This window comes from Candidatus Omnitrophota bacterium, from assembly GCA_016209275.1.
Taxonomy (GTDB): Bacteria; Omnitrophota; Gorgyraeia; order Aquiviventales; family Aquiviventaceae; genus JACQWM01.
Genome location: JACQWM010000003.1, coordinates 1 through 24,487, shown reverse-complemented (window position 1 = coordinate 24,487; position 24,487 = coordinate 1). Strand labels below are relative to the sequence as shown.

At 63.7% G+C, this 24,487-nt stretch carries 27 protein-coding genes, 1 tRNA gene and 1 pseudogene; all 29 read right to left on the bottom strand.

What is annotated here, in order from left to right:
- Positions 1 to 133: 133 nt before the first annotated feature.
- The gene (gene murB / locus HY737_00410) at positions 134 to 1,018 is read right to left on the bottom strand and encodes a UDP-N-acetylmuramate dehydrogenase (protein ID MBI4596846.1); all 885 of its coding nucleotides are present in this window, start codon (positions 1,016 to 1,018) and stop codon (positions 134 to 136) included.
- Positions 984 to 2,375, bottom strand: coding sequence for a UDP-N-acetylmuramate--L-alanine ligase (gene murC, locus HY737_00405; GenBank protein MBI4596845.1), 1,392 nt, complete (start codon positions 2,373 to 2,375; stop codon positions 984 to 986). The genes murB and murC overlap by 35 nt, the downstream gene beginning before the upstream one ends.
- Positions 2,372 to 3,478, bottom strand: a complete 1,107-nt coding sequence (locus HY737_00400) for a UDP-N-acetylglucosamine--N-acetylmuramyl-(pentapeptide) pyrophosphoryl-undecaprenol N-acetylglucosamine transferase (GenBank protein MBI4596844.1) — start codon at positions 3,476 to 3,478, stop codon at positions 2,372 to 2,374. Before HY737_00400 ends, murC begins: the two co-directional genes overlap by 4 nt.
- Positions 3,456 to 4,568, bottom strand: a complete 1,113-nt coding sequence (ftsW, locus tag HY737_00395) for a putative lipid II flippase FtsW (GenBank protein ID MBI4596843.1) — start codon at positions 4,566 to 4,568, stop codon at positions 3,456 to 3,458. The genes HY737_00400 and ftsW overlap by 23 nt, the downstream gene beginning before the upstream one ends.
- Entirely contained in the window at positions 4,565 to 5,926 is a 1,362-nt protein-coding gene (gene murD, locus HY737_00390; GenBank protein MBI4596842.1) for a UDP-N-acetylmuramoyl-L-alanine--D-glutamate ligase, read from the bottom strand. Before murD ends, ftsW begins: the two co-directional genes overlap by 4 nt.
- Positions 5,926 to 6,885, bottom strand: coding sequence for a phospho-N-acetylmuramoyl-pentapeptide-transferase (gene mraY / locus HY737_00385; GenBank protein MBI4596841.1), 960 nt, complete (start codon positions 6,883 to 6,885; stop codon positions 5,926 to 5,928). Before mraY ends, murD begins: the two co-directional genes overlap by 1 nt.
- The gene (locus HY737_00380) at positions 6,854 to 8,257 is read right to left on the bottom strand and encodes a UDP-N-acetylmuramoyl-tripeptide--D-alanyl-D-alanine ligase (protein ID MBI4596840.1); all 1,404 of its coding nucleotides are present in this window, start codon (positions 8,255 to 8,257) and stop codon (positions 6,854 to 6,856) included. Before HY737_00380 ends, mraY begins: the two co-directional genes overlap by 32 nt.
- Positions 8,254 to 9,756: a UDP-N-acetylmuramoyl-L-alanyl-D-glutamate--2,6-diaminopimelate ligase gene (locus tag HY737_00375; protein MBI4596839.1), complete on the bottom strand. Its 1,503-nt coding sequence runs from the start codon at positions 9,754 to 9,756 to the stop codon at positions 8,254 to 8,256. The genes HY737_00380 and HY737_00375 overlap by 4 nt, the downstream gene beginning before the upstream one ends.
- Positions 9,757 to 9,772: 16 nt before the next feature.
- Positions 9,773 to 11,470 (bottom strand): penicillin-binding protein 2, encoded by a 1,698-nt coding sequence (locus HY737_00370; GenBank protein ID MBI4596838.1) that lies wholly within the window; start codon positions 11,468 to 11,470, stop codon positions 9,773 to 9,775.
- Complete coding sequence (locus HY737_00365) at positions 11,451 to 11,759, bottom strand: hypothetical protein (GenBank protein MBI4596837.1); 309 nt, start codon at positions 11,757 to 11,759, stop codon at positions 11,451 to 11,453. The genes HY737_00370 and HY737_00365 overlap by 20 nt, the downstream gene beginning before the upstream one ends.
- Position 11,760: 1 nt before the next feature.
- Positions 11,761 to 12,669, bottom strand: a complete 909-nt coding sequence (gene rsmH, locus HY737_00360) for a 16S rRNA (cytosine(1402)-N(4))-methyltransferase RsmH (protein MBI4596836.1) — start codon at positions 12,667 to 12,669, stop codon at positions 11,761 to 11,763.
- 37 nt (positions 12,670 to 12,706) lie between these two features.
- Complete coding sequence (gene mraZ / locus HY737_00355; protein MBI4596835.1) at positions 12,707 to 13,144, bottom strand: division/cell wall cluster transcriptional repressor MraZ; 438 nt, start codon at positions 13,142 to 13,144, stop codon at positions 12,707 to 12,709.
- 155 nt (positions 13,145 to 13,299) lie between these two features.
- Positions 13,300 to 14,328: a bifunctional riboflavin kinase/FMN adenylyltransferase gene (locus HY737_00350; protein MBI4596834.1), complete on the bottom strand. Its 1,029-nt coding sequence runs from the start codon at positions 14,326 to 14,328 to the stop codon at positions 13,300 to 13,302.
- 3 nt (positions 14,329 to 14,331) lie between these two features.
- Entirely contained in the window at positions 14,332 to 15,111 is a 780-nt protein-coding gene (truB, locus tag HY737_00345) for a tRNA pseudouridine(55) synthase TruB (GenBank protein ID MBI4596833.1), read from the bottom strand.
- The gene (gene rbfA / locus HY737_00340) at positions 15,068 to 15,436 is read right to left on the bottom strand and encodes a 30S ribosome-binding factor RbfA (GenBank protein ID MBI4596832.1); all 369 of its coding nucleotides are present in this window, start codon (positions 15,434 to 15,436) and stop codon (positions 15,068 to 15,070) included. The genes truB and rbfA overlap by 44 nt, the downstream gene beginning before the upstream one ends.
- A complete protein-coding gene (locus HY737_00335; protein MBI4596831.1) occupies positions 15,433 to 16,047 on the bottom strand; it encodes a CCA tRNA nucleotidyltransferase in 615 nt (204 codons plus the stop codon). The genes rbfA and HY737_00335 overlap by 4 nt, the downstream gene beginning before the upstream one ends.
- Positions 16,048 to 16,151: 104 nt before the next feature.
- A complete protein-coding gene (xerD, locus tag HY737_00330; GenBank protein ID MBI4596830.1) occupies positions 16,152 to 17,036 on the bottom strand; it encodes a site-specific tyrosine recombinase XerD in 885 nt (294 codons plus the stop codon).
- Positions 17,036 to 17,554 (bottom strand): hypothetical protein, encoded by a 519-nt coding sequence (locus tag HY737_00325; GenBank protein ID MBI4596829.1) that lies wholly within the window; start codon positions 17,552 to 17,554, stop codon positions 17,036 to 17,038. The genes xerD and HY737_00325 overlap by 1 nt, the downstream gene beginning before the upstream one ends.
- Entirely contained in the window at positions 17,551 to 19,563 is a 2,013-nt protein-coding gene (ligA, locus tag HY737_00320; GenBank protein MBI4596828.1) for an NAD-dependent DNA ligase LigA, read from the bottom strand. Before ligA ends, HY737_00325 begins: the two co-directional genes overlap by 4 nt.
- Complete coding sequence (locus HY737_00315) at positions 19,560 to 20,315, bottom strand: metallophosphoesterase family protein (GenBank protein MBI4596827.1); 756 nt, start codon at positions 20,313 to 20,315, stop codon at positions 19,560 to 19,562. Before HY737_00315 ends, ligA begins: the two co-directional genes overlap by 4 nt.
- Before the next feature lie 11 nt (positions 20,316 to 20,326).
- Complete coding sequence (locus HY737_00310) at positions 20,327 to 20,608, bottom strand: acylphosphatase (protein ID MBI4596826.1); 282 nt, start codon at positions 20,606 to 20,608, stop codon at positions 20,327 to 20,329.
- Entirely contained in the window at positions 20,605 to 20,946 is a 342-nt protein-coding gene (gene mazF, locus HY737_00305) for an endoribonuclease MazF (protein MBI4596825.1), read from the bottom strand. Before mazF ends, HY737_00310 begins: the two co-directional genes overlap by 4 nt.
- Complete coding sequence (locus tag HY737_00300) at positions 20,946 to 21,188, bottom strand: AbrB/MazE/SpoVT family DNA-binding domain-containing protein (GenBank protein MBI4596824.1); 243 nt, start codon at positions 21,186 to 21,188, stop codon at positions 20,946 to 20,948. Before HY737_00300 ends, mazF begins: the two co-directional genes overlap by 1 nt.
- 176 nt (positions 21,189 to 21,364) lie before the next feature.
- A tRNA-Pro gene (locus tag HY737_00295) sits at positions 21,365 to 21,438 on the bottom strand.
- Positions 21,439 to 21,843: 405 nt separating this feature from the next.
- Positions 21,844 to 21,987 (bottom strand): annotated as a pseudogene (locus HY737_00290) (Zeta toxin family protein).
- Positions 21,984 to 22,259, bottom strand: a complete 276-nt coding sequence (locus HY737_00285; protein MBI4596823.1) for a hypothetical protein — start codon at positions 22,257 to 22,259, stop codon at positions 21,984 to 21,986. The pseudogene HY737_00290 and the gene HY737_00285 overlap by 4 nt, the downstream one beginning before the upstream one ends.
- Entirely contained in the window at positions 22,259 to 22,549 is a 291-nt protein-coding gene (locus HY737_00280) for an AbrB/MazE/SpoVT family DNA-binding domain-containing protein (protein MBI4596822.1), read from the bottom strand. Before HY737_00280 ends, HY737_00285 begins: the two co-directional genes overlap by 1 nt.
- Positions 22,550 to 22,644: 95 nt before the next feature.
- Positions 22,645 to 23,241 (bottom strand): riboflavin synthase, encoded by a 597-nt coding sequence (locus HY737_00275; protein ID MBI4596821.1) that lies wholly within the window; start codon positions 23,239 to 23,241, stop codon positions 22,645 to 22,647.
- A 22-nt stretch (positions 23,242 to 23,263) separates the two neighbouring features.
- Positions 23,264 to 24,373, bottom strand: coding sequence for a bifunctional diaminohydroxyphosphoribosylaminopyrimidine deaminase/5-amino-6-(5-phosphoribosylamino)uracil reductase RibD (ribD, locus tag HY737_00270; GenBank protein ID MBI4596820.1), 1,110 nt, complete (start codon positions 24,371 to 24,373; stop codon positions 23,264 to 23,266).
- Between the last annotated feature and the right edge of the window lie 114 nt (positions 24,374 to 24,487).

The window sequence follows — 24,487 nt, the reverse complement described above, 5'->3', positions numbered from 1 at the left end:
GCACCAAATGCCAAATCCCAAGCACCAAGCAAGCACCAAGCTCCAAATCCCAAGCACCAAACCGTTTGGAATTTGGGATTTTGGATTTGGGATTTGCTTGGAATTTGGGATTTGGTGCTTGGAATTTGCATTGCTACAGTTTCTCGCCGATCATGCGCACTTCCGGCTCAAGGGTCACGCCAAAGACTCGATGGACGCGGCGCTGCACATGCTCCATGAGCGAGAGCACGTCATCGCACGTCGCCCGCCCGATATTGACGATAAAGTTGGCATGGCGCAGCGAGACCTGCGCATCGCCGATCCGAGCCCCTTTCAGGCCCGCCTGATCAATCAAGCGGCCGGCCCCGACCCCAGGAGGATTTTTGAACGCGCAGCCTGCCGAGGGCAGGCGAAACTCCTGGGTGGAATTCCGATAGGCCAGCGCCTGGCGAATCCGCTCATAGGCGTCGGCCGGCGGCACCTTGGGAAACGCCAGCTCAAGCCGCGTGACAATGCCCGGCTCCAGCGCGGCGTACCGATAGCGGAACTGGAGCTGCTCGCCGGTCAGCTCGCGGAGGGCTCCGTCAAACGTCACGAAGTGGATGCGGCGCACGAACCGGCCGATCTCCTGCGCATTCATGGCGACGGCCCCGCCCAATTGCCCAGGCAATCCGGCCAGCCGCTCCAGCTCGCCCCACCCGTGGACGGTCGCCAGATACACCAGCCGCTGCGTGAGGAGCGCTGCGCCGCAGGCCACGCGCGCCTCGGGCTCCTCGGGATCGCTGCAGTCTTCAAGCGTGCGAAAGCCGCGCCCGAGGTGCACGACCAGCCCGCGGGCCCCTCGATCCGCCGCCAGCGTGTTCGTGCCTCCGCCGACGATGGACATCGGCAGGCCGGCACGTCGCGCTTCGCGCAGCACGCCGATGAGCTCATCAAGGCTGGAGGGCTCGGCGAACCATTCGGCCGGCCCGCCGATGCGAAAACTGGTATGGTCGGCGAGCGGCTCACGCGCTCGAACGCATCTGTGTGGCCACGGCATGGCAGAGATCTCCGATATCGCCGGCTCCGAGGAAGAAAATCGTATCCCCGGGCCGAGCGATGCGCTGCACGAAGGATGACAATTCCTGTTTCGGCACATAGCGCACATGCGGGTGCCCGCGGTCGCGGACCAGCGTTGCGAGGCGCTCGCCGGAGATGCCAGGAATCGGCGTTTCAAAGGCCGGGTAGATGTCGGTGATGATGACCCCGTCGGCTCGATCGAAACAGCTTGAAAATTCCCGCTCCAAGGCTTGGGTGCGCGAGAAGCGGTGCGGCTGAAAGACCACGAGCCGGTGCCGGCCGTTGATCGCATCGGCATCGAGTGTGGCCTGGATTTCCGACGGATGATGGGCGTAATCTTCCACGAACCAGATGTCGCCGGGCAATCGCCGCAATTGGAACCGGCGGCGCGTGCCTTGAAACCCGGCGAGGGCCTCGCGGACGGTCAGCATCGGCAGATCCAGCGTCAATCCCAATGCGATGACGGCCAGCGCATTGAGGACATTGTGGCGGCCGGGCACCGAGAGCGTGAACGCGCCGAGCGCGCGGCCCTTGAACGAGGCGCGAAACGCGCTGCTGTGCGCCAAGAAGCGGATCCGCTCAGCCGTCACATCAGCGCCGCAGGAGAACCCGTAGGTGAGCTGCGACGGATAGCTGAGGGTCTCGCGGATGATGGGATCGTCCGCGCAGCAAATCAAGGCGCCTCCGGCCCGCAGCTGCAGCGCATATTGCTGAAACGCGGCGATGAGCGTGTCAAAACTCTGATAGTGATTCAGATGCTCCCGATCAATGTTGGTGATGATGGCGATGTGCGGAAACAGGTGCAAGAAGGAACCGTCGGATTCATCGGTTTCCGCCACGAGATACGCCCCCGTCCCGTTGCGGGCGTTCGCGCCGAGGGAGAGCATGATGCCGCCGACGACCACAGTGGGATCCCATCCCGCATGGATGAGGAGCTGCGAGGCCATGCCCGACGTCGTGGTCTTGCCGTGCGCGCCGGCCACCCCGATGAGCCGATGCTCCATCGCGAGGGCCGCGAGCAACTCGCCGCGGCTGATGGTGCGCAGGCCCCGCGCGCGCGCCTCCACGAGCTCCGGCTCCTCGGCGGCCACCGCTGAACTATAGACCACCACCTGCGCGCCCTCATGGAGGTGCGCGGGATGATGCCCGGCGGAAATGATCGCCCCGCGCTGCCGCAGCCGATGCGCCGAGGCGTTGACCTTCGCGTCGCAGCCGGAAATCTGGCAGCCGCGCTCCTGATAGATCGAGGCCAAGCCGCTCATGCCGATGCCGCCGATGCCGAGAAAATGCAGCCGCGTCCCTGGGGCAATGCGCACGGCTTGCTCAGGCAAGATCATGATGGGTGCTTGGTTCGGCGATCCGCCAGGTCGAGAATCGCGCTGCCGAGGCGCTGCGTGGCATCGCCGCTATCCAAGGATCGCATGTGGCCTCCCATGACGGCGCGCAAGCGCTCATCGGAGAGCAGGCGGCGCGCCGCAGCCAGCAGGCGCTCCGGTGTCGCCTCGGCCTGTTCGATCATCAGGCCGCCCCCGACGGTTTCCACGAGCGCGGCGTTGGCGCGCTGATGCCTCCCCGCATACGGATAGGGGATCAGAATGGCGGGCGTGCCGCATCGCGCCAATTCGCCGATCGTGCACGCCCCTGCTCGGCCGATGGCGAGATCGGCCACCGCGTAGGCGGCGGCCATGTCGGACAGAAACGGGGCGACCCAAGCGGATACCTGTGCGTCGTGATACGCGGCCTCAACGTCCGGCGCATCCGCGGCGCCTGCGAGATGGATCACCTGCCAGGTCGAACGCTCCCTGGGCGAGAGGAGCGGCAAGGCGGCCATCATCAGACGGTTGATCGCCGACGCCCCTTGGCTGCCGCCGAGGACGAGCACCGTCGGCCGCTGCGCGTCGAATCCGAAGCGTTCCCTCGTGGCGGCACTGGCGAGGTGGCCGATGGATCCGCGAATCGGCAGCCCGGTGATGATCGTCGGACGGCCAGCGAGGCCGGGTTGGGTTTCGGGAAACGAGAGCGTAATGCGATCCACCCATGGAGCGAGCCACCGGTTGGCGCGGCCCATGACGACGTTCTGCTCATGCAGCAGGCAGGCGATCCGGCGCGACTTCGCGGCCGCCAGCACGGGGGCGGACACCCATCCCCCGAAGCCGACGACCACATCCGGATCGCACGCGTCGAACCACCGGTGGGCTTTGTGCCACAACTGCCCGCATTGCCACAAGCGCCCGATCAGGCGGGAGGGCGCGACGGGGATGGGAGCGATCTCGACGGACGAAGGCCAGGCGTCGCAGACACCGGCGAGCATGGCGCGCGCGTGCGGACGCTGCGCGTACCACACCTGCGGCACTGCGCCCTCCCGCGCAAGGTAGGCCGCCACTTCCAGCGCGGGACTGAGGTGTCCGCCGCTGCCGTCAGCGACCAAGAGCGCTTTCACCACATCGTTCTCCTTGGCGGCTCGCTTGAAAGATCAAGGCGCAGGCCACCACATTCATGACCATGGAGCTGCCGCCAAACGAAATCAGCGGTAGCGGCAGGCCTTTGGTCGGAATCAGGCCTGTCACTACCGCGATGTTGACCATCGCCTGCAACCCGATCATCCCCACCAGGCCGCAGACAAGGTATTTGCTAAACAAATCGTGTGAGGCAATCGCAATCCGAAAACCGCACGTCACAAATAGCGCAAACAGCAGCAAGATGCTTGTGGTGCCAATGAATCCCAATTCTTCCCCAATGATAGCAAAAATGAAATCCGTGTGCGCGCTCGGCAGGAAAAATAATTTTTGCAGCGATCCGCCGAGGCCCGTGCCGAAGAGCCCGCCGCCGGCCAAGGAACAATAGGACTGGAGAATCTGATAGCCGCTGCCCAGCGGATCAGCCCACGGATCAAGAAACATCATGATCCGCCGCCGGCGGTATTCGGCGCCGGCGATCAGGATGACCAGGGCGGCCGCAGCGAAGATCGCCACGCCGGCGAGGTGCCGCCAGCGCGCGCGCGCGACCACCAGCAGCAGCAGCGTGACCGCCCCCATCGTCATTGTCGTCCCCAAATCAGGCTGGATCAGGACGAGGCCGGCCGTCAGCCCGGTGGCGATGAGCGCGGGCGCCACACCGCGCCACCACTCGTGCATCATGCCCGCCTTGCGCGCGAGCAGATCCGCCAGATAGAGAATGAGCGAAATCTTCGCCAGCTCCGACGGCTGAAAGCTGAAACCGCCGATCCGAAACCATCGGCTGGCCCCCCCGATCTCCTGGCCGACGACGTCCACGAGCACGAGGAGGACGAGGCTCAGCCCCATCAACCAGCGTCCAGAGCGGCGCAGCGCCTCATACGGCACCATCAAACACGCGATGCCCAGCAGCGCCCCGATGACGATGGAGAAGACATGATGCAGCGCAAACCGCAGGCTATTGCCGTACGTCGTTTCGGCCATCACCGCGCTCGCCGAATAGACCGCCATCAGGCCGATCCCTAAGAGGATCGTGATGATCACGAGCATCAGCTGACGCAATGTCTTCGGAGTCATGACGACCGCCCCTCAGCCAAGTGATGCACGATCGTCTTGAACGAATGTCCGCGATCCTCGAAGTTATGGAACATGTCGAAGCTGGCACACGCTGGTGAAAACAACACGGTCGTCCCGGGCCGTGCTTGCACGGCCGCGGCCACGACGGCTTGCTCCAGCGTGTCGGCTTCGCTGAGCGCTGGCACACCCTGCAGCAGCTCGCGCAGCCGCGGGCGCGATTCTCCGATCAACACCAGGCCCTTGACGCGCGCCTGCCGCAGCGGAGCCGACAGCGGGGCAAAATCCAATCCTTTATTGCGCCCCCCAAGAATCACCACGACATCGCCGCGCACCTCCTCCAACGCAAAGAGCAAGCTCTCGGGCGACGTGGACTTGGAGTCGTTCACGAAATCGATCCCGCCGAGGCTCGCCACATGCTCCATCCGGTGCTCGAGGCCGCGAAACTCGCGCAGCACCTGCCAGGCCAGCGGATCGGCAATACCGAGGAGGCGCGTAACCTGCAGCACCGCCTGCGCGTTCTCCGACAACATGCGCCGCGTTTCCTCGGCCAGGGACAGCGGCGGAGGGTTGCCGCGATTCTCGCCGAACCACACGCGCTTGGCACCGCAACGGTCTGCGGCTGACACCACGCGGGGGTCGCGGCCGTTGAGCACGGCCCAGTCCGTCGCGTCCTGCCGCTGGAACAGCCGCATCTTCGCCGCAAGATACGCCTCCGGATCGCGGTGCCGATCCAAATGATTGGCGCCGATATTCAGCAGCACCCCGATGCGGGGGCGAAACTGCTCGCAGCCCAGCAGCTGAAAGGAGCTGACCTCAACCACCGCGGTCACCGCCGGGGTCAGCCGGCTGATCACGGAGGAAAACGGCGTGCCAAGATTGCCGCAGGCGATCGCCTCACGCCCGCTGGCCCGGAGCGCCTCGGCGATCAGCGTGGTGGCGGTGCTTTTGCCATTCGTCCCGGTCACGGCCACCACCGGGGAGGGACAAAAATGAAACGCCAGATCAATTTCGCTCATGACCGGACGTTGCCGCGCCCTCGCCCATGCAATCGGCCCATGCGTTTCAGGCACGCCCGGGCTCGCCACGAGCAGCTCCGCCTCATCGAGAGATCGCGCGGTATGCCCGCCCAGCTCCACATCGAGGACGCCGAGTGCTAGCAGCCGCTCAGCCGAGGCGCGCAGCTGCGGCGTGTCGCCGGATTCCGTGACGGCCACGCGGCATCCCAGCCGGCAGAGCCATTCAGCCGCCGCCGCGCCGCTTTTGCCCAGCCCCGCGACGGTCACGCGCCGCCCGCTCCATGAGCGGCCGAAACGATCGCACAACCCGGCAGCCATCTCAGGTTCCATGGTCATCGTCATCACCGCGCCACCTGGGCCAGCCCCAGCGCGGCCAGCAGCAACCCCGCGATCCAAAAGCGGGCGATCACTTTCGGCTCAGGCCACCCCCCCAGATGCACGTGATGGTGCAGCGGGGCGACGCGGAACACGCGCTTCTTGTTCCGCCATTTATAGGATCCGACTTGCAGCATCACCGAAACGGCCTCCGCGACAAAGACGCCACCGACGATCGCCAGCCACCAGGGGCGGCCGCTGACGACGCCGATCGTCCCGAGGGCGGCTCCCAATCCCATCGCCCCCACGTCGCCGAGAAACACCGACGCCGGGAAACTGTTGAACCACAAAAATCCCACGCACGCGCCCGAAAAGCTCGCGCACCAGACAGCGAGCGCTGGATGCGCCGAGCCCGGCAGCAGCGTCAGCACGCCGAAGGCGGCAAACGCCATGGCCAAGCACCCGACCGCCAGCCCATCCATGCCATCCGTGAGATTCACCGCATGGGAGGCGCCGGCGATGACCAGCATCACAAACAGGATCCAGAGGGCGTTCGCCATCATCCCGGCCGTGGGGGCCGCCGTCACCACGCCCACGGCGATGGCGACCACGCCACTGAGCAGCAGCTTGGGCAGACTGCGAAGCCCGCGGCCATTGGGTCCGCGAAACTTTAAGAGATCATCCGCGAGGCCGATGGCCCCGATCCCCAGCGTTGGCACCAGCACCAGCCACGCCCCGCCAGCGCCCGCGGCCAGCGCTGCGGCCACGGCGACGCCGAGCACGATGAGCCCTCCCATCGTGGGCACCTGCGGCTTAGTTTGCTGATAGGCCAACAGCGGCGGGCAATCTCCGTAGCGGAGGGGGGCGAGGCGCTGCGCGCGGATGAGCGCAGGAATGATCAGACGCCCTGCGATCATGCAGCCTCCCGCGCTGGCCACGAAGACCAGCGCCGCCTCACGCAGTGGCGCGATCCGGTTGTCGAGCATATCGCTTCAACAGAAAATCCGTGACTTGCTCCAACTGCAAGCGCCGCGAGCCTTTCACCAGCAAGCCATCGCCCTGCTGAAGCAATCCCGGCAGCTGTGTCAGGAGCTCTTCGACGGTCTGATACGTGGCGGCCGCCTCAGGACGGGACTCCCGCACGCCTTCTGCCACGGATTCCGCGTGCTGCCCGACGGCAATCACCGCATCGATGCCCAGTTGGATCGCCAGCCGGCCGATGGCCTGATGCGCCGACGGCGCATAGTCCCCGAGCTCCAACATATCGCCCACGACGGCGACCTTGCGGCTCGCCTGAAGGTCCCGCAAGGTTTCCAAGGCGCGCGCCATGGAGAGCGGATTGGCGTTATAACAATCATTCAAGATGGTCAGGCCGTTGCAGCGCAACACTTCCGAGCGCAGCGGAATGGGCGCTGCGGTCATGAGCCGGTCGCGAATCAACGATAGCGGCACGCCCACCGCCCACGCGCAGGCGATCGCGGCCAGCGTATTTTCCACATTGTGGAAGCCGATGAGCGGAATTGTCCATTGGGTGAACTGATCGCGCAGCCGAAGGAGCATGCCGGCATCGGCGCGCTGCACATCAAAGGCTTGAATGTCGCAGCGATCGGTGGTGCCGAAGAAGACGCGCCGCACCATCGCATGCAGATATTTCGGCGCCTCGAATCCGATATCCATTTGATCGCCGGGCAACACGGCCGAGCCGTCCGGCGGCAGAGCTCGCAAGAGCGACAGTTTTTCTTGGCGCACGCCCTCCAGCGATCCCAAGAATTCCAAATGCACTGGACCGACATTGGTGACGACGGCCGCATCCGGCTGGACCATCGAGGCGAGATACGCAATTTCTCCCGGATGGTTGGAGCCTACTTCCACCACGGCGTAGCGGTGGGCGGGTGTCAACCGCAGCAGGGTCAGGGGGACGCCGATGTGGTTGTTCTGCGTGCCGAAGGTTTTGAGCACCTCCTCAGACGCTCCGACCACATGGGCGATCAATTCTTTCGTCGTGGTCTTGCCGCAGGAGCCGGTCACGGCGATGACCAGCGGATTCACGCGCTGCCGATGAAACCGCGCGAGATCTCCGAGCGCTTTCGTGGTGTCTCCCACGAGAATGGCCGGCAGGGCCGCCGAGCCGTTCGTGGGGATCAGCTCCCGCGAGACGATCACGCAGGAGGCTCCCCGGTGGGCGGCCGCTTCGACAAACGCATGCCCGTCGAAGCGCAGGCCTTTGATGGCCACGAAGGCCTCGCCAGCGGCGATGCGCCGGGAATCAATGCTGATCCCGCTGACCTGGCGCGCCCGATCGCCCCGCAGCAGGCGGCCGTGGGTGGCTTCCAATAACTCTTCGATCGTCCACATCATCCCACCGCCACCGCATGGCGCGAAGAGAACCAACGCTCCACGACTTCGCGATCGGAAAACGGCACGGAAACGTGATCGAATGTCTGATACGCCTCATGCCCTTTGCCGGCGATTAACACGGCGTCATCGCGGCGCGCCAGCCCCAAGGCGGCGAGAATCGCCTGCTCGCGATCCGCGATGGTTTCCGATTGGGTAAAGCCCGGCGGAAACCCCGCCTGGATCTGACGAATGATGTCGAGCGGCTCTTCCCCGCGCGGATTATCCGAGGTGAGGAGGACGACGTCAGCCAGCCGGCTGGCCGCCTGCCCCATGACCGGCCGTTTGGTGTGGTCGCGATTGCCCCCGCAGCCGAAGACGACGATCACGCGGCCGCGCGTCAGCTCCCGCAGCGACAGGAGGGCGAGCCGCAGGGCATCGGCGGTATGCGCGTAGTCGATGAGCACGTGGACGCCCGCATCATTCGGCACGCGCTCGAGGCGCCCCGGCACTTGCCTGATCCCGGCCAATCCTTCGCGAATCGCACCCGGCGAAATCCCCAGCGGGAGCAAGGCCGCGGCCGCCGCGGCAATATTCGAGGCGTTATGCCGCCCCAGCAGCGGTGTCGTCACCGGCACGACGCCCCACGGCGTTCGCAGCATCAGCTCCAGGCCCTGCCAGGAACATTGGAGCCGATCCACGGTGACTTTCGCCGGCTGCTCCACCCCGTAGGTCAACAGCGGACGATGCGGCAAGGATTCGCTGAGGATGCGGCCGTACTCATCATCCATATTGACGACGGCGTATCCCGATGGCTTGAGATGATCAAACAGCCGCCGCTTCGCCGCCGCGTACGCTTCACGCGTCTTGTGATAGTCCAAATGATCGGAGCCGAGGTTGGAGAAAATGGCGGCCTCGAACTCCAACCCCTCGATGCGGCCCTGGGCCAGCGCGTGGGAGGAGACTTCCATCGCGCACCACGACAGCCCCTGCCCGACCATCTGCGCGAAATAGCGCTGCAGCTCCAGCGGGCCCGGCGTCGTATTCGTCGACGGAAGCACGCGGCGGCCGATGTGATACGCAATGGTGCCCAGCAGCCCGGCTCGCTGCCCGGCGGCTTCCAGAATCGTTTGCAGGAGGAAGGTGGTGGTCGTTTTGCCGTTGGTGCCGGTCACGCCGATGAGGCGCAGCTTGCGCAAGGGGTGGCCGTAAAACCGCGCGGCCATGGCCACGGCGGCCGAGCGCGTATCCGGCACGACGATCACCGGGCACGCCGCCGGAGGAGGTCCTGATCCTGCTGGGGGGCGTGGAGCGGCAGGCGCAGGCCTCCGCTGCACGACGATGGCCGCCGCTCCACGGCTGGCCGCTTCGTGGAGGAAGGCATGGCCATCCGCAACCGCGCCTTCCATCGCGACAAACACGTCGCCCGAACGGACCTGCTTCGAATGGCACGCGATGCCCGAGACCGTGACATCGGCCACGGGTTCCGTGGTGATATCCTGCAACAGCTCACGTAAGTGCATGCGCCAAGTGCCTTCGTTACGGACTTCTCGCGATCGCTCGCCGAGGCAGCTCCCAATAACTCGCTAAGTGCTCCACCATGCGCTTAAACATCGGCGCTGAGACCACGCCGCCGAAATACACCGGCCGCGGCTCATCCATGCAGATCGCGATCACGAAGCGTGGGTCAGGCACCGGCCCAAAGCCGACGAAGGAGGCAACGAACCGACTGTGGGAATAACGGCCGTCCGGCTCAAGTTTTTGAGCCGTCCCGGTCTTACCGGCCGTTACGAGGCCCTGGACGGTTGCCAGCTGGCCGGTGCCTGACGCCACTGCTTCGACGAGTATCTGTTGAAGTGTTGCGGCGGTTTCTGGACGGATCACCCGCGGTGCGGCCGCAGACGCATGCGAGCGGATCACGCGGCCGTCTGCTGCGACCACGCGGTCAATCACATGGGGGCGAACGCGGCTGCCGCCGTTGGCGATGACGGATACCATGACGGCCAGCTGCATGGGGGTGGCCGCCACGCCCTGCCCCATCGGGATGTTGTAGGACGACATCTTCGACCAGCGCGCGGGCGCGGGCGCCAGGCCGCTGACTTCGCCCGGCACTTCAACGCCGGTCTTACGGCCGAAGCCGAAGGCTTGGATGTAGCGGTAGAGCTCCTCCGGTGTGAGGCGCTGCGCGGCTTTGACGGTGCCGATATTCGAGGAGTACTTGATGACATCGCGGAAGGCGAGCGTGCCGTGCGGGGTATGATCATGCAGCACGTGACGCCCCACCGCCGGGTAGGCGCCGTTTTCGCAGAAAATCGGCTCCTCCGGCGTGATGCGGCCAAGATCCAGCAGGGCCGCTGCTGTCACGACCTTAAACGTGCTGCCCGGCTCGAAGAGATCCGTCACCGCGCGGTTGCGGCGGCGCTCCGCCGATGAACCGCCCGGAGCATTCGGGTCATAGGAGGGCGCATTCGCCAGAGCCAGGATCGCGCCGGTGTGCGGATCCATGGCCACGATCGATCCGCCCTTGGCGTGGTATTTATGCATCCCCCACTCGAGGGTGTCTTCCGCCACCTGCTGCACCACGCTGTCGATCGTCAGCACGAGATCATGGCCGTCGATCGGCGCCGTTTCCGCGGTCCACGGGCCGACCAAGAGATCGCCTTTGGCGTCCCGGAGGGTGGCGCGCCACCCGTCATGCCCTTGCAGCATCCCGTTGAGCGCTAATTCCAAACCTTCCAGCCCCCGCTGATCGACATCGGTAAATCCGATCAGATGCCCGGCGAGCCGCCCGTGGGGATAAAACCGCTTCGGCTCCTCGATAATCCCCACCCCTTCGCGATGCAGCGGCAGGAGGGCGAGTTTCACTCCCGGGGTCATCTGCCGCGCAATCCACACGAACCGCCGCTCCTTCTTGAGCCGGCTCTCAATCTGCCGGGGATCGCGATGGACGATGCCGGCCAGTTGGCGCGCCATGGCCGGCTTGGCCTCCACGAGCGCGGGATCGGCAAACACCGAGGGCACGGGCACGGTCATCGCCAAGGACCGCTGGTCGCGATCATAAATGGTGCCGCGCGCCGCCCGCAGGCGTTGCGTGGCGTAGTGCTGGGCATCAGCAGCGGCTGCGTACCGGCCCGCCCCCGCCACCTGCAGCCAGAAGCAGCGGACCCAGAGGACGGCAAACACGCCCAGCCCGATAAGCAACACGCCGATAAGGCGATCATTCGTGGGCCGCGCCATCCCTCATCTCGATCTGCCGCGGATCATCGGCCGTGGATAATTCATCGATCGATGACCACGCCACCAAGGCCAGCTGCCGCGACTGAGCCTCGCGAGCCAAGCTGGCCGGCGAGGCCTCGCCGATCACTTGATGCGACAACCAGCTCAGCCGCGTTTCGTATTCCTGCACCTGCTGCAGACGTTTCCCCACGAGATAGCCTTCCATGAACACCGCCATGCGCTGCGCGGTGATCAGCATGCTGATCCCCACGGCGAGTGCCACGAACACCACCCATCGAGCCAGCGGCATCTTAGCGCCCGTCCCGGCGCTGCACGCCGCGCACTTTGGCCGAGCGGGCGCGCGGATTGCGCTCCACCTCGTCTTCCGAGGGCCGCAACGGTTTTTTCGTCAGGATCCTCCAGAGCCCCTGCGCGCTTCCCGCGAGAAACGCGCGCTTCACCAGGCGATCTTCCAGCGAATGGAATGTCAGCACGACCGCGCGGCCGCCGGGCGCCAGCAGCCCCGGGAGATCCGCCAGGAGGGCTTCGAGCGCTCCGAGCTCATCATTGACGGCCATGCGCAAGGCCTGAAAAACGCGGGTGGCGGGATGCAGGCGGCCGTATCGCGCGCGCGGCGGCACGGCCTGGCGGATCATCTCGGCCAGTTGCATGGTCGTGGTGAACGGCTGCGCCCGCCGCGCCTCGACGATCCGCCGGGCGATCGGCCTGGCAAACCGCTCTTCCCCGAGGGTCGCAAACAGCGTGGCGAGCTCCTCCATGCTGGATTCGCCGACGATGGCGGCCGCCGTGATCTCCTGCGTGGGATCCATGCGCATATCGAGCGGGCCGTCCTGCAGAAAACTAAACCCGCGCTCAGCCGTGTCGACTTGCAGGCTGGACATGCCCAGATCGAGCACGATGCCATCGACGGAGGGGACATGCAGCGCGCGGAGCCCCGCGGCGAGATGGCGGTAATTGTCGTGGACGAATGTCACATGAGGCTCGAATTCAATCAAACGTTTTTTCGCGATCTCCAGCGCGTGGGGGTCGCGATCCACGGCGATCACGCGCCCGCTCGGCAGCAGATGCGGCAGCAGGCTGAGGCTATGGCCGCCGCCGCCCACCGTCGCATCCACAAAGGTCGCCCCTGGGCGCGGAGCGAGCAACTCGAGGACTTCCCGCGTCATCACCGGCTGATGCCATCGCGTCTCCCCGCTCATTGCCACCACATCAGCAACTTCAACCATCGGTTCACGGCTAGTCCAGCATGACGCGCTCGGCGACCTCTTCAAAACTTTGCCGCGAGCTGTCATAAAACGCCTGCCACTTCTCTTTCGCCCAAATCTCCATCCGGCTGGAAACGCCCACGATAACGACATCCGTCTTGATCTGGGCGAATTCCTTGAGCGCTTTAGGAATCAAGATGCGGCCTAAGCCATCCACGGCGACCTCGGCCGCTCCGGAAAAGAAGAGGCGATTGAATTTCCGCCCTTCGGCTTTTGTAAACGGGATCTGCTTGAAACGGTTCTCGGCCAGGCGCCATTCGGCCTCGGGAAACAGAAACAGACACCCATCGAGCCCGCGCGTGAGAAACAGCGTCTTCACGTCGTGCTGCGTGAGGGCTTGGCGGAATTTGGAAGGAATGATGACGCGGCCTTTCCGGTCGACCGTATGTTCGTATTCGCCGTACAGCATTGCATCGCCTGCTGGTCTGCAACGAATTTACCACTTTCTTCCACTTTCATCCACAAGAATGCACAAACTATACCTGTTTGCCCCACGCGTTGTCAAGATAAAAAGCCACAAAATCTTATGGGAAAATAAGGAATTCTACGGGAAATGCAAAGGACTTAGTGGAGCCGAGCCAGGAGGCGTTGGGCGCGGGCGCGATCGTGCCGCATCTGCCGCTGGAGCGCCTCCACAGAGGGAAAGCGCTGCTCTCGCCGAAGCGGCGCGATGAGCCAAACGATCACACGGCGGCCCAGCAGGCGGCCTGGGTCGCGAAACAGATGGACCTCGCACACGGCTGGCCCGCCGCCAAAGGTGGGGCGGACGCCGAAGTTCATCACCCCACCCCCTGCTGCATGGCCGCAGAGCGGCCATCGCTTCAATGAAGCGATTCGCCTGCGGCGAATAGCAACAGGGGGTGGGGTCACCCCTTTCCAGCGACGGTGGCGACGCAGATCTTCAAGCATCACCGCATAGACCCCATGAGGAGGAACCGCTTGGGGGATCAGGCGGATATTGGCCGTCGGAAATCCCAGCCATGCGCCGCGCCCGGCGCCCCGGATCACCACGCCTTCAAGCGAGGGGGGGCGGCCCAGCAAGGATCGCGCGGCGGAAATCGAACCGCGCGCGATCAGCCGCCGAATGCGCGAGCTGGAGACGACCGCCCCCTGGCGCCGCACGTGCGCCACCGCGATCACGCGCACCGAACACTGCCTGGCGAGCTGCCGAAGCGTGTCCATCGTGCCCTGTCGATTCCGGCCAAAGACGAATCCTTCGCCGAGTATGACCGCCGCCGCGCGCAGCCGGCGGAACACGAAGCGCTCCGTGAACGCTTTCGCCGACAGGCGGGCGAAGGAACGGCTGAAGGGTATCACCCAAATCACGTCAACGCCTAAGGCCGCGAGCGCCTGAAGACGCGCGGAAGGCGACATCAGCGACGGCGGGGCATGCTGAGGATCGAGGACGTGATGCGGATCAGGATCAAAGGTGATGATGACGCTGGCGGCCTGAAGGCGCTTGGCAAGGCGCACGGTGGCTCGAATCAACCGCTGGTGGGCAAGGTGCACGCCATCGAAGACACCGATGGTGACGACCGTGCGCCTCGGTAGTCCTCGCAGCGCACGCCATCCCCTGAAGATGCGCGTCGGCATTGGTCAATGGTGACTCGTTGCTCGGAGTTCCTGTATGATCTCGTTAGAGGACGCGGCGCGGATCCAGGACAACGATTTCGCCGCATCCAGCGACCAGGCGTCGATCCGCGTGCGCCTTAGGCTTGTGAGATGCCCAACCGTGCCGAGCCGTTCCGCGATCGTCTCCGCCAGCGCGCGGATGTACGTGCCGGCCGAACAGGTCGCGTGCACCGTCAGGGCCTGGGGCGCGCAGTCCATCAGCGTCAGGCGCGCGATATGCACGGATCGCGCCGAGAGCGTGACCGGCTGTTCGCGCCTCGCCCACCAGTACGCCGGGCGGCCGCGCACCTTGACCGCGCTATAGGCCGGCGGCGTCTGGGTCTGCTGGCCTTCCATTGACGACAACAGCCGTGCCACGTGCGCGCGATCGAATGGCGGGACGGGTGCCCTCCGCACAGGGCGGCCGTCGGCGTCGCCGGTATCGGTTTGGACTCCGAGGCTCACGACCGCCTCGTAGGATTTGTCGTGCCCCTGAAATGCCTGTTGATGCGCGGTGGCGCGCCCGATGAGCAGTATCAGCAGCCCCTCCGCCATCGGATCCAGCGTGCCGGTATGGCCGATGCGCGTGATCCCAAGCTTGCGCCGCACCAGGGCCACGACGTCATGCGACGTCATCCCCCGCGGTTTATCGACGAGCAACAACCCCTCGACGTGGCCGGGTGGCCGAGTGGCCGAGTGGGCGGGAGCCTGGGCCACGTGGTCACTGGGCCACGTGGTCACGGGTGTTGGTTGTTCGGAGATCATCGAGTTTCTTGCCGATCGCGATGGAGCCGGCGATCGATTCATCATAACAAAACACCAAAGCCGGAATCACTTTCAGACGAAAGCGTTTTCTGATCAGCCCGCGCACGAATCTGACCGAACGATTCAGCGCGTCCTGCGATTCTGCGAGGTCCTGCTCGCTGCCCAGGCAGCTGAAAAAGACTTTGGCATGGCTCAGATCCTTTGACAAGTCAACCCGCGTAATCGTGACGAACCCCACGTCGGGGTCTTTGAGCTCCCGGTGGATGATCATGGCGATTTCCTGCTGCAACTGATCCGCTAATCGCTGGGTCCTGGTGTCGTTCATGGGCGCTCCCCTTCGCGCGTCATCAGGTCAAGCTCTTTCCTGAGACGCCCGGCATTCAGCCATCCGATGGCGCCGGCTTGCACGGCGCGCCGAAGCGCGCGGGCCGTCGAGGCCTCCCACCGCAGATGAAAGCGGTGGGCAAACCGAATGCCCCGGAGGATGCGGCTGGGATCATCCAGAAAACTGCGCGGATGCAAGATGCGCAGCTGCCGCCGGCGCAGATCGCGCGCGCCGTGAAACGGGTCGATGAGCCGGCCAAACTGCGCTGGAGCCAACGCGACCGCCATAGCATTGATCGTAAAATCCCGTCGGCGCAAATCATCCTTCAGCGCCCCCGGCGCGACCGTTGGATAGGCCGCCGGACGCGCATACGTTTCTTTGCGGCACATGGCGATATCTAGATGGCGCTCAAGGCTCAAGGCTGAAGGCTCAAGGGTGATAGTCGCCGTTCGAAACTGCTCATGCACAGCCGTCACATCCCCCCCAAGCTCTGCAGCGATAGCGCGAGCTAATGCAAGGCTATCGCCTTCGACGGCGACATCAAGATCGGGCGTCTGCGTAATACCAAGCATCCAATCTCTGACGCATCCTCCAACCGCATACGCCTTCATTCCATGCTCCTCAGCGATCACGCCTATCCGCCGTAAGAGAGGAGCGATCGCTCTCGGAATACAGGCTGCCATCGTTGCTATCGGCTATCTGCTATTTGCTGCATTTACGGTCTCGGATGATACTGCTCATGCACCGCTTTCAAGCGAGCCCGATCCACATGCGTGTAGCGCTGCGTGGTGCTGATGTTCGCGTGGCCCAAGAGCTCCTGGACGACGCGCAGATCAGCGCCCCGCTCTAAGAGATGCGTGGCAAAGGAATGGCGCAGCGTGTGCGGGCCGACCGTTTTCTCGATCAGACCGGCCGCGGCGTAGCGGCGCAAGAGCTGCCAAATGCGCTGCCGTGTCAGACGATCGCCTCGGCGATTCACGAAGAGTGCTAACGTCTCGGGTCGGCGCTTGACCAACGCGGAGCGCTCAGCCGAGAGATAGTGCGCGAGCGCTGACGCGGCGTGCTTGCCCAAAGGCACCAGGCGCTCTTTATTGCCCTTGCCGATGCAGCGCAAGAATCCTCCATCGGCATTGTAGTGCATAAGATCTAGCGAAACGAGCTCGGAGACGCGCAGGCCAGCGCCGTAGAGCAGCTCAAGCATCGCCAGATCGCGGATGCCTAAGCCCTCCGCGCTGATGCTGGCCAGCATCCGCTCGATTTCCTCAAGCCGCAGCGTCGTGGGAAGGCGGTGCCACAACCGCGGGGTTTCGATAAAGGCCGTGGGATTGCGCGTGATCACCCGCTGGCCTTCAAGATATCGAAACAGCCCTTTGACGGCGGCAAGTTTCCTGGCGACGGTTGCCGGGCTGCGGGTGGCCCGAATCGCCTGCAAAAATTCCCGCACGTCCAGCGGCTGGACGCGCGTGAAGGCGCTGATCTTCCGCTCCTGCAGAAATCGCTCGAAGCGCTGAAGATCCTGGGCGTAGCTCTCGCGCGTGGTGCGGCTTAAGCCCCGCTCCAGCTCCAGGTACGAGAGATACTCTTCAATCTGCTGCTTCATCACGGCTTCAGTTGATCCTGCACATCGCGCCAGGAAAAACTTCGCTGGATCTGGCGGGTCTGCGCATCGATGCGCCGGTGAATGGCGGAGGCCTGCGCAGAATTCATCTCCCCCACGTAATGCTGCAGCTCATGGTTCATCGCCGTGCGCTCTTCAATCATCGGGGCCAAACGAGCGGCGACATCTTCGGCGACCAGGGTCTGCATCGTGTTCAATTCGTTGAGCGCCTCGGCGGAAGCGTGCTTATACCGCTTCGGGTTGATCGGCGGGCTGGCGAGTGCCTGCAGCACTTGATCGTTCCAGTAATCGAACATGAGGGCATGCTTGCGGTACCGATCCAGCGGCGTCATCGCGCGCGAGTAGTCGAGAAAGTTGATGATCGGCGTGGGGGAAGCGGGTGCGCGCTTGGACTTGCGCGTGAGCTTCTTCTGGAGCGATTCGCATCCGACCAATCCAGCAGATAGCAGATAGCAGATAGCAGATAGCAACATCGTTCCGGCCACGGTGCGCGCTCTCATGATGTCTCTCCGATCAGCTTGAGGAATTGCGCCTCATCAAGGATGCGAACACCAAGCGCTTTCGCCTTGGTCAATTTCGAGCCGGGGGAGGCGCCAGTGACGACGTAGGTCGTCTGCCGGCTGACACTCGAGGAGACCGCGCCGCCGAGCTTGCGCACCCGCTCGGCCGCCTGCGAGCGCGTCAGGCTGGACAGCTCTCCGGTCAACACGAAGGTCTGTTGCGCAAGCGGTCTGGGCCCGGTGTTGACCGTTTCGGTCATCGTGACCCCCGCCGCGTCAAGTTTGCTGATCAAGCGCTTGGCCTGCGGCTGACGGAACCATGCCACAATCGCCTCGGCCACGATCGGGCCCACGCCGGAAATCTGCTCCAGCGCTTCCTTATCCGCAACCATCAGCTTGGCCATGGACCCAAAGTGCTGGGCCAGATCCCTGGCACCGCGCTCACCGATATGACGGATGCCTAACCCGTAGAGCAGCCTTGTGAAGCCGCGCGTTTTGCTGATGCGAATCGCCTCGAGCAATTTGTCGGCTTTCCGCTCCGCGAACAACGGCAGTGCCAGCAGCTGCGCTTTCGTCAGATGGTACACCTCCGCCGCATCATGAACCATCTGTTGTTCGACGAGCTGCTCCACGATCACATCGCCCATGCCCTCAATATCCATCGCCGCACGCGACCCAAAATGCAGCACCGAACGCACGAGCTGTGTCGGGCACAACGGATTGATGCAGCGATAGGCGACCTCATCCTCTTTTTCTTTCGCCACCGCGCCGCCGCAATCCGGACAGCGCTTCGGGGGGCGCACGCTGCGCTCCTGGCCGGTGCGCTTGCTCTCCATCACCGTGATGATTTTGGGGATCACATCGCCGGCGCGCTGAATCACCACCGAATCGCCAATCTTCACCCCGAGCCGCTTGATCTCATCATAGTTGTGCAGCGTGGCGCTCGAAATCGTCACGCCGGCGCACGAGACGGGCTTCAGCGACGCCACCGGCGTGATCGTGCCGGTGCGGCCGACCGACGGCACGATGTCGAGCACGTGGGTGGTGGCTTGCTGCGCGGCAAATTTATACGCCATCGCCCAGCGCGGCGACCGCATCGTCATGCCGAGCCGCTCTTGATAGGCGAGCTCATTCACTTTGATGACGGCTCCATCCGCTTCGTAATCCAAACGGTCCCGGCGCGCCTCCAAATCGCGGCAGCGCATGAGGGCCTCGTCAAAGGACGTGCACGTCCGCGCCTGCTCCGTGATCGGCAGGCCGAAGCGCTTGCAACGTTGCAGAAACTCCCAGTGCGAGGGAAACGTCATCCCCTCGACTCGGCCATACGAGTGGGTGAAAAAGCGCAATGGCCGGCAGGCCGTGATGCGCGGATCTTTTTGCCGGAGGCTGCCGGCCGCGGCGTTGCGAGGATTCGCAAATGTCTCCTCTGCCTGATGAGCCGCGGCGGCGTTGTGCCGTTCGAAGGCGTTGATCGTCATATAGACTTCGCCGCGGACTTCCAGGCGCTTCGGCGGAACACCCTGCAAGCGCAAGGGGATCGCGCGAATCGTCTTCGCATTGGCCGTGACATCCTCGCCGGTTGCGCCGTCGCCACGCGTGGCCGCTTGGATCAGCCGCCCGCGGTCATACGTCAGCGCCAATCCCACCCCATCGATCTTGGGCTCAACCGTGTAGGTCGGTGTTGCGTTCGGCAAACCTTTCATCACGCGCTGATGCCACGCCTGCAGCTCCTCTTCGCTGAACGCATTATCCAGCGAGAGCATGGGTGTCCCATGGCGCACCGGACGAAACGCCTCATCCGGAATCCCGCCGACGCGCTGAGTCGGCGAATCCAACGTGATCAGCGCGGGGGCGCTTGCCTCCAACTCCTGCAGTCGACGCATGAGCTGGTCATATTCAGCATCAGACACTTCCGGCTGGTTCAGCACATAGTACCGATAGTCGTGGCGGCGAATGTCCTCTCGGAGCCGTTCGATGCGATGCTTGACCGATGCCGTTGGCGTGGTCATCGGCCAAGCGCCAATCGATCAGCGAGAAAGCTCGGCAAGCCGGCCTGGCGGATCTTTTGCTGGGCGGAGGCGATGTCATACGCCACGCGATGCATGCTGATGCGATGTTGGCTCGTATCGATGATGGCGAAGCCGGCGCGCGGATCGCCGTCGCGGGGTTGTCCCACACTCCCCGGGTTCACGAAATACCGGCGGGTAGCCGCCTCATCGGCATAGGAGACATCCGCGAGCTCCGCCGCTGCGGTCAGCACGCGCAGCAATCGCCGCTGGGCGAGATCATACTCCACGATGCACGGCACATGGGTATGCCCCGCGAGGCAGATGAGCGTTTTGCATAAATGCAGCGTGTCAATCATCTGCCCGACATCCGTCAGATAGGCAAACCGCTCCGGATGCCGCAGGCTGGCATGCACCAAGGTGAAGGGTTCCTCGGTTTCGATCCAATGCAGCCGGCGCAGCGCATCAAGCTCGGTGAAGCCTAACTGATCGCGCGTCCATTCAATCGCCGCGCGCGCCGAATGCGTAAACCAATTCAATTCCAGCTTGCCGATGCAGCCGGCTTCATGATTGCCGGCGACCGCCACCGCCTTGAGCGCCTCGAGACGGGCCAAGCACGCAACGGGGTCAGCCCCATAGCCGACGACATCGCCCAGACACAGGTACTGCTCAACGCCCTGCGACGCGCACGCCGTGATGGCCGCGGTGAGCGCTTCAAGATTCCCATGGATGTCGGAGAGGACGGCGCACCGCATTCGGCAGCCCGTCAGTAGTAACGGATCTCAAAATCGTCAAAGGTCTCAGAGGCGCTGCTCCACGTCAGGTCGACCTGCTGAATGAAGTTCTTCATGGGGCTCGCGCGGACGGCCTCGAGAAATTGCTTGAGGGTGTCCTCTTCGGCTTCGCCGATCAGCTCCACGCGCCCTTCGCGCAGATTCTTCACCCAGCCCACCACGCCGAATTGGCGGGCGATCTCCTCGGCGGTCATGCGAAACCCAACCCCCTGCACCCGGCCCGAGTAAAAGACGTGGACGCGTTTTTTCATCAGGACTCGATGAGGGCGGCTAATTTAGCCAACACTTCAGAAACTGTCGCTACCGGCACCGTACAGCAATAGCGAGCTCCTCTGGCCTTCCAGTCCACGCTCTTGAGTTGGTCGGCTAAGACAACACCCGACACCGCGAATCCTTGAGGGATCGCGACCTCGAACGGGTACCCCTTCACTTGGCTTGTGATGGGACAGACGAGTGCGAGCCCAACCTTTTTATTGTAGGCCTCCGGAGAGATGATGAGCGCGGGCCGATGGCCGGCCTGCTCATGCCCTGCTTGCGGAGTAAATGTCAGCCAGGCAATCTCGCCGCGCTTAGGACAATACGAGTCGGACATCACCACATTTCCTGTCCGACCTGCCCTCCCCAGTCCAGCTCCGCATGACGATTGCGCTTGGTGACCTCTTTGAGCAATTTCGATAAGGCATAGTGCCGCTGCCGCCTGGGTTTCACCACAAGCTTGCCCGCCACGAGAACAATGTCTACCACCGACCCCTGGTGGAGACGGATATCCCTCGCCACGGACTGGGGGATCCGTAACGCCAGGCTATTGCCCCACTTCTGGACCGTCGTGTCCATGGCCTCCTCCGATCAGATGTATCTACATTGAGTATACATTCATTCGCCCAGCGATGTCAAGCGACCGCATGGGCCATGATTGGTCAGGGCGGCCCTGCTTCGCCCTATCGGGCTTCGCAGCGGCTCGCCCGAATTGCTTCGAAGCTGCTCCACGACAGTGGAGCAGCGTAGAAGAATCGGGGCGGCAGGATTTGAACCTGCGACCTTCTGGTCCCGAACCAGACGCTCTACCAAGCTGAGCCACGCCCCGTTCTACTTCGCCGCTCCATTTTCATGAGGCGGCTTCGTAGCAACTACTCTCTTCTGTGAATGTTCGCACTACCAAGCTTGCCGCTGCGAAGCTCGGGCCGAAAGGCCACGAGCGAAGCAGGACTGAGCTCCCTCAGGCCTGATGGCCTTCGGGATGCCCATCGCCCACCGTCGTGGGCTCGGGCGCACGCCCCGGTGTTTCTATCAACCTTTCTTCACAACGCTATTGACGTGCCAAGCGATCGGCAGGGATTCGCACGACTTTGCCTGAGCGCCAGACGACAATCGGTTGCCCTGTCCGCTGATGCTCTTTGACAACTTGTCGAACGGCGCTTCTTAGAGCCTTTTCGGCCTTGGACGATAAGGCAGAGACGCTCACTTTTTTGGCGCGCATATCAATCCTCTTGAGCAGCAATCTACCCGCTTTGATGCCGGCGGCTGCAGGAGAAAACGGCGATAAGCCTTGAGCGATAAGATCGGCGTTGACGAAATTTTCGCACTTGGCATCATGCGGCAAGAACTCTCTCGCGAAGGTCGTTTTCCCTGTTATCGGGTTTTCAGGAAATGCCTGACATGATCGTGGCTGCCGTAGAGGACATACTGGATGAGGTCGCCGGCACGGCGATACATCACGCGCACGTGGATGTCCACACGAAATTCAAAATAGTCGTTCCGCAGATGCGTGATCCCCAAGCCTTGCGGCCACTGACGACCCTCTATGGCGTGCTGGAATTTCTCAATCGCCCTCAGGAGCTTGGTCGCTTGCGCCCTGGAAAGATTCCGGGTGGCGTCGAGGAACGACGGCTGATAGTCATACCGCATCAGCCACGGCGGCCAAGATGGCGTTTCAAGTAGCTCAAGGAATCCGCCGCGTTTTCACACATGGCGGCGGGCGCTTGAGCGGCAAGCCGCTCAATCTTCCTCCATTCCTCATCCGTGAATGGATCGGTTGACGGCACCGGCTCGATGCGGGTCAGCGCCACGCGGCCTCCCCGAATCACAAACCCCACCAAATCATGCTGGGCCTTGAGGTGCAACGCCTCCCGCACCACTTTAGGCAACGTCACCTGAGCTTTCGCGCCGACTGGCGAGGTAATAATTTTGCTGGTCATTGTTTTTCTCCTGAATTCTTGGATTTCCTACTATAAGATTATCACGCTCCGCCCTTCCCTGTCAAGGTCCCCGCCTCGGTCGCACGCCCCGAAGTTTACCGACGGGATACGAGCACTTGTGCAACAAGTTTCGCCAAATAGTCTAGCTCTATATTGACGACATCGCCAACTTCTCGGCACCGCAACGTGGTGCGGCGCAGGGTTTCCGGAATCAGATGGACGGCACATGACGAGGCTGTCAGACGCTGTCCCACAGTCAGACTTACGCCATCGACGGTGACAGGGCCCTTGGGTACCAGCAGCCGCCTAAGGGGGGGTGCCACGCGAATCGTGAGCACCAGCTCACCCCGGCGCTGCTGCCGCTTGATGACGCGGCCGACGCCATCGACATGCCCCAAGACCACGTGGCCATTGAGCCGGTCGGTGAGCGATAGGCTCGGCTCAAGATTGACCGGATCGCCGATACGCAGCGCGCCTAAGGTCGTTAGGCGCTGCGTTTCGGGAATCATCTCAAACGCCAGCGCCCCGCGCGCGACCGCCACCACGCTGAGGCACGCGCCATTAACCGCAACACTTTCCAGCGGCCGCACCCTGGCCGCCGTCTTGGGGGCTTGGATGGTGAGACGGACTACACCGCGTGAAGCTTGCCGCTTCACCACGGTACCAATTTCTTGAACGATGCCTGTAAACATGATTTTAGCTGATCGCTGATAGCTATCTTGGATACACGAGGCGGCCTTCCACGCAAAGATCAGGACCCACGCGACGCACGGCCATCTGATCAAGATGGATGGCTTCTGACAGCCGCCGGATCCCGCGACCCCCGACCGCGCCGATGGCTTCACGGCCGCCGATGATCAGCGGTGCGACGCAGATGAGGACGCGATCCACCACTCGTTCAGCCAGAGCACTCGCCAAAACTTCTCCACCCCCCTCGATCAGGAGGGACTGCACTCCGCGCTGCGCCAACTGCTGAAAGAGGCGGCGGAGCGGAACGCGGGACGATCCAGGAAACGCGATGACGTCAACGCCGCGCTGCCGCAAGGCGAGCCGCTTGGCATTCGATCGCACCGTCGTCGCCACAATGGTCGGCTGTATTGTCAGTTGCTGCACGCATCGCGCATTCAGCGGAATCCGCAAGCAGCTATCGACGATGACGCGCACCGGCCGGCCGGCCCGGCGCCGCACGCCTCGAGCGGTCAGCCGAGGATTATCACGCAGCACCGTCGTGATGCCGAGGAGCACCGCATCGACTTCGCCGCGCAGCCGATGGCCTAAGCGCCTGGAGGCCGCGGAGGTGATCCACTGCGATTCGCCGGCGGTCGTGGCGATTTTCCCATCAAGGCTTTGGCCAATTTTAGCGATGACCAACGGCAATCCTTCGGTCATGGCTTTCTCAAAGGGCGCGTTGAGCCGCCGCGCGTCTTCTGCCAGCAGCCCTATGGTGAGCGCGATCCCTGCGCGGCGCAAGTATGCGAGGCCCCGGCCGCGAGTGATGGGATTCGGATCCTTCGACGCCACGACCACGCGGCGGATGCCGGCAGCGAGAATCGCCTCGCAGCACGGCGGGGTGCGGCCGGTGTGCTGGCAGGGCTCAAGCGTCACGTAGAGGGTCGCGCCGCGCGCTCGCGATCCTGCAGCGCGGAGCGCGTTGGCTTCCGCATGCGGCCGGCCGGCTCGCTGATGATACCCCGTTCCAATGACTCGTCCGTGCTTGACAAGCACAGCCCCCACCATCGGATTCGGTGATGTGCGCCCAATCCCTCGTCGCGCCAACCGAAGCGCTTGCCTCATATATCGCTCATCAAGATTTCGAGGGATCATGTAGAAATAACCAAGGGTAAAGTCGTGTTCCAGCCACCTAGTTTAGTATCATGGAGGCATGACCCGGCGGCACCGATGCCCACACTGCCAGTACACGAGAACGTGGGTTGTCCG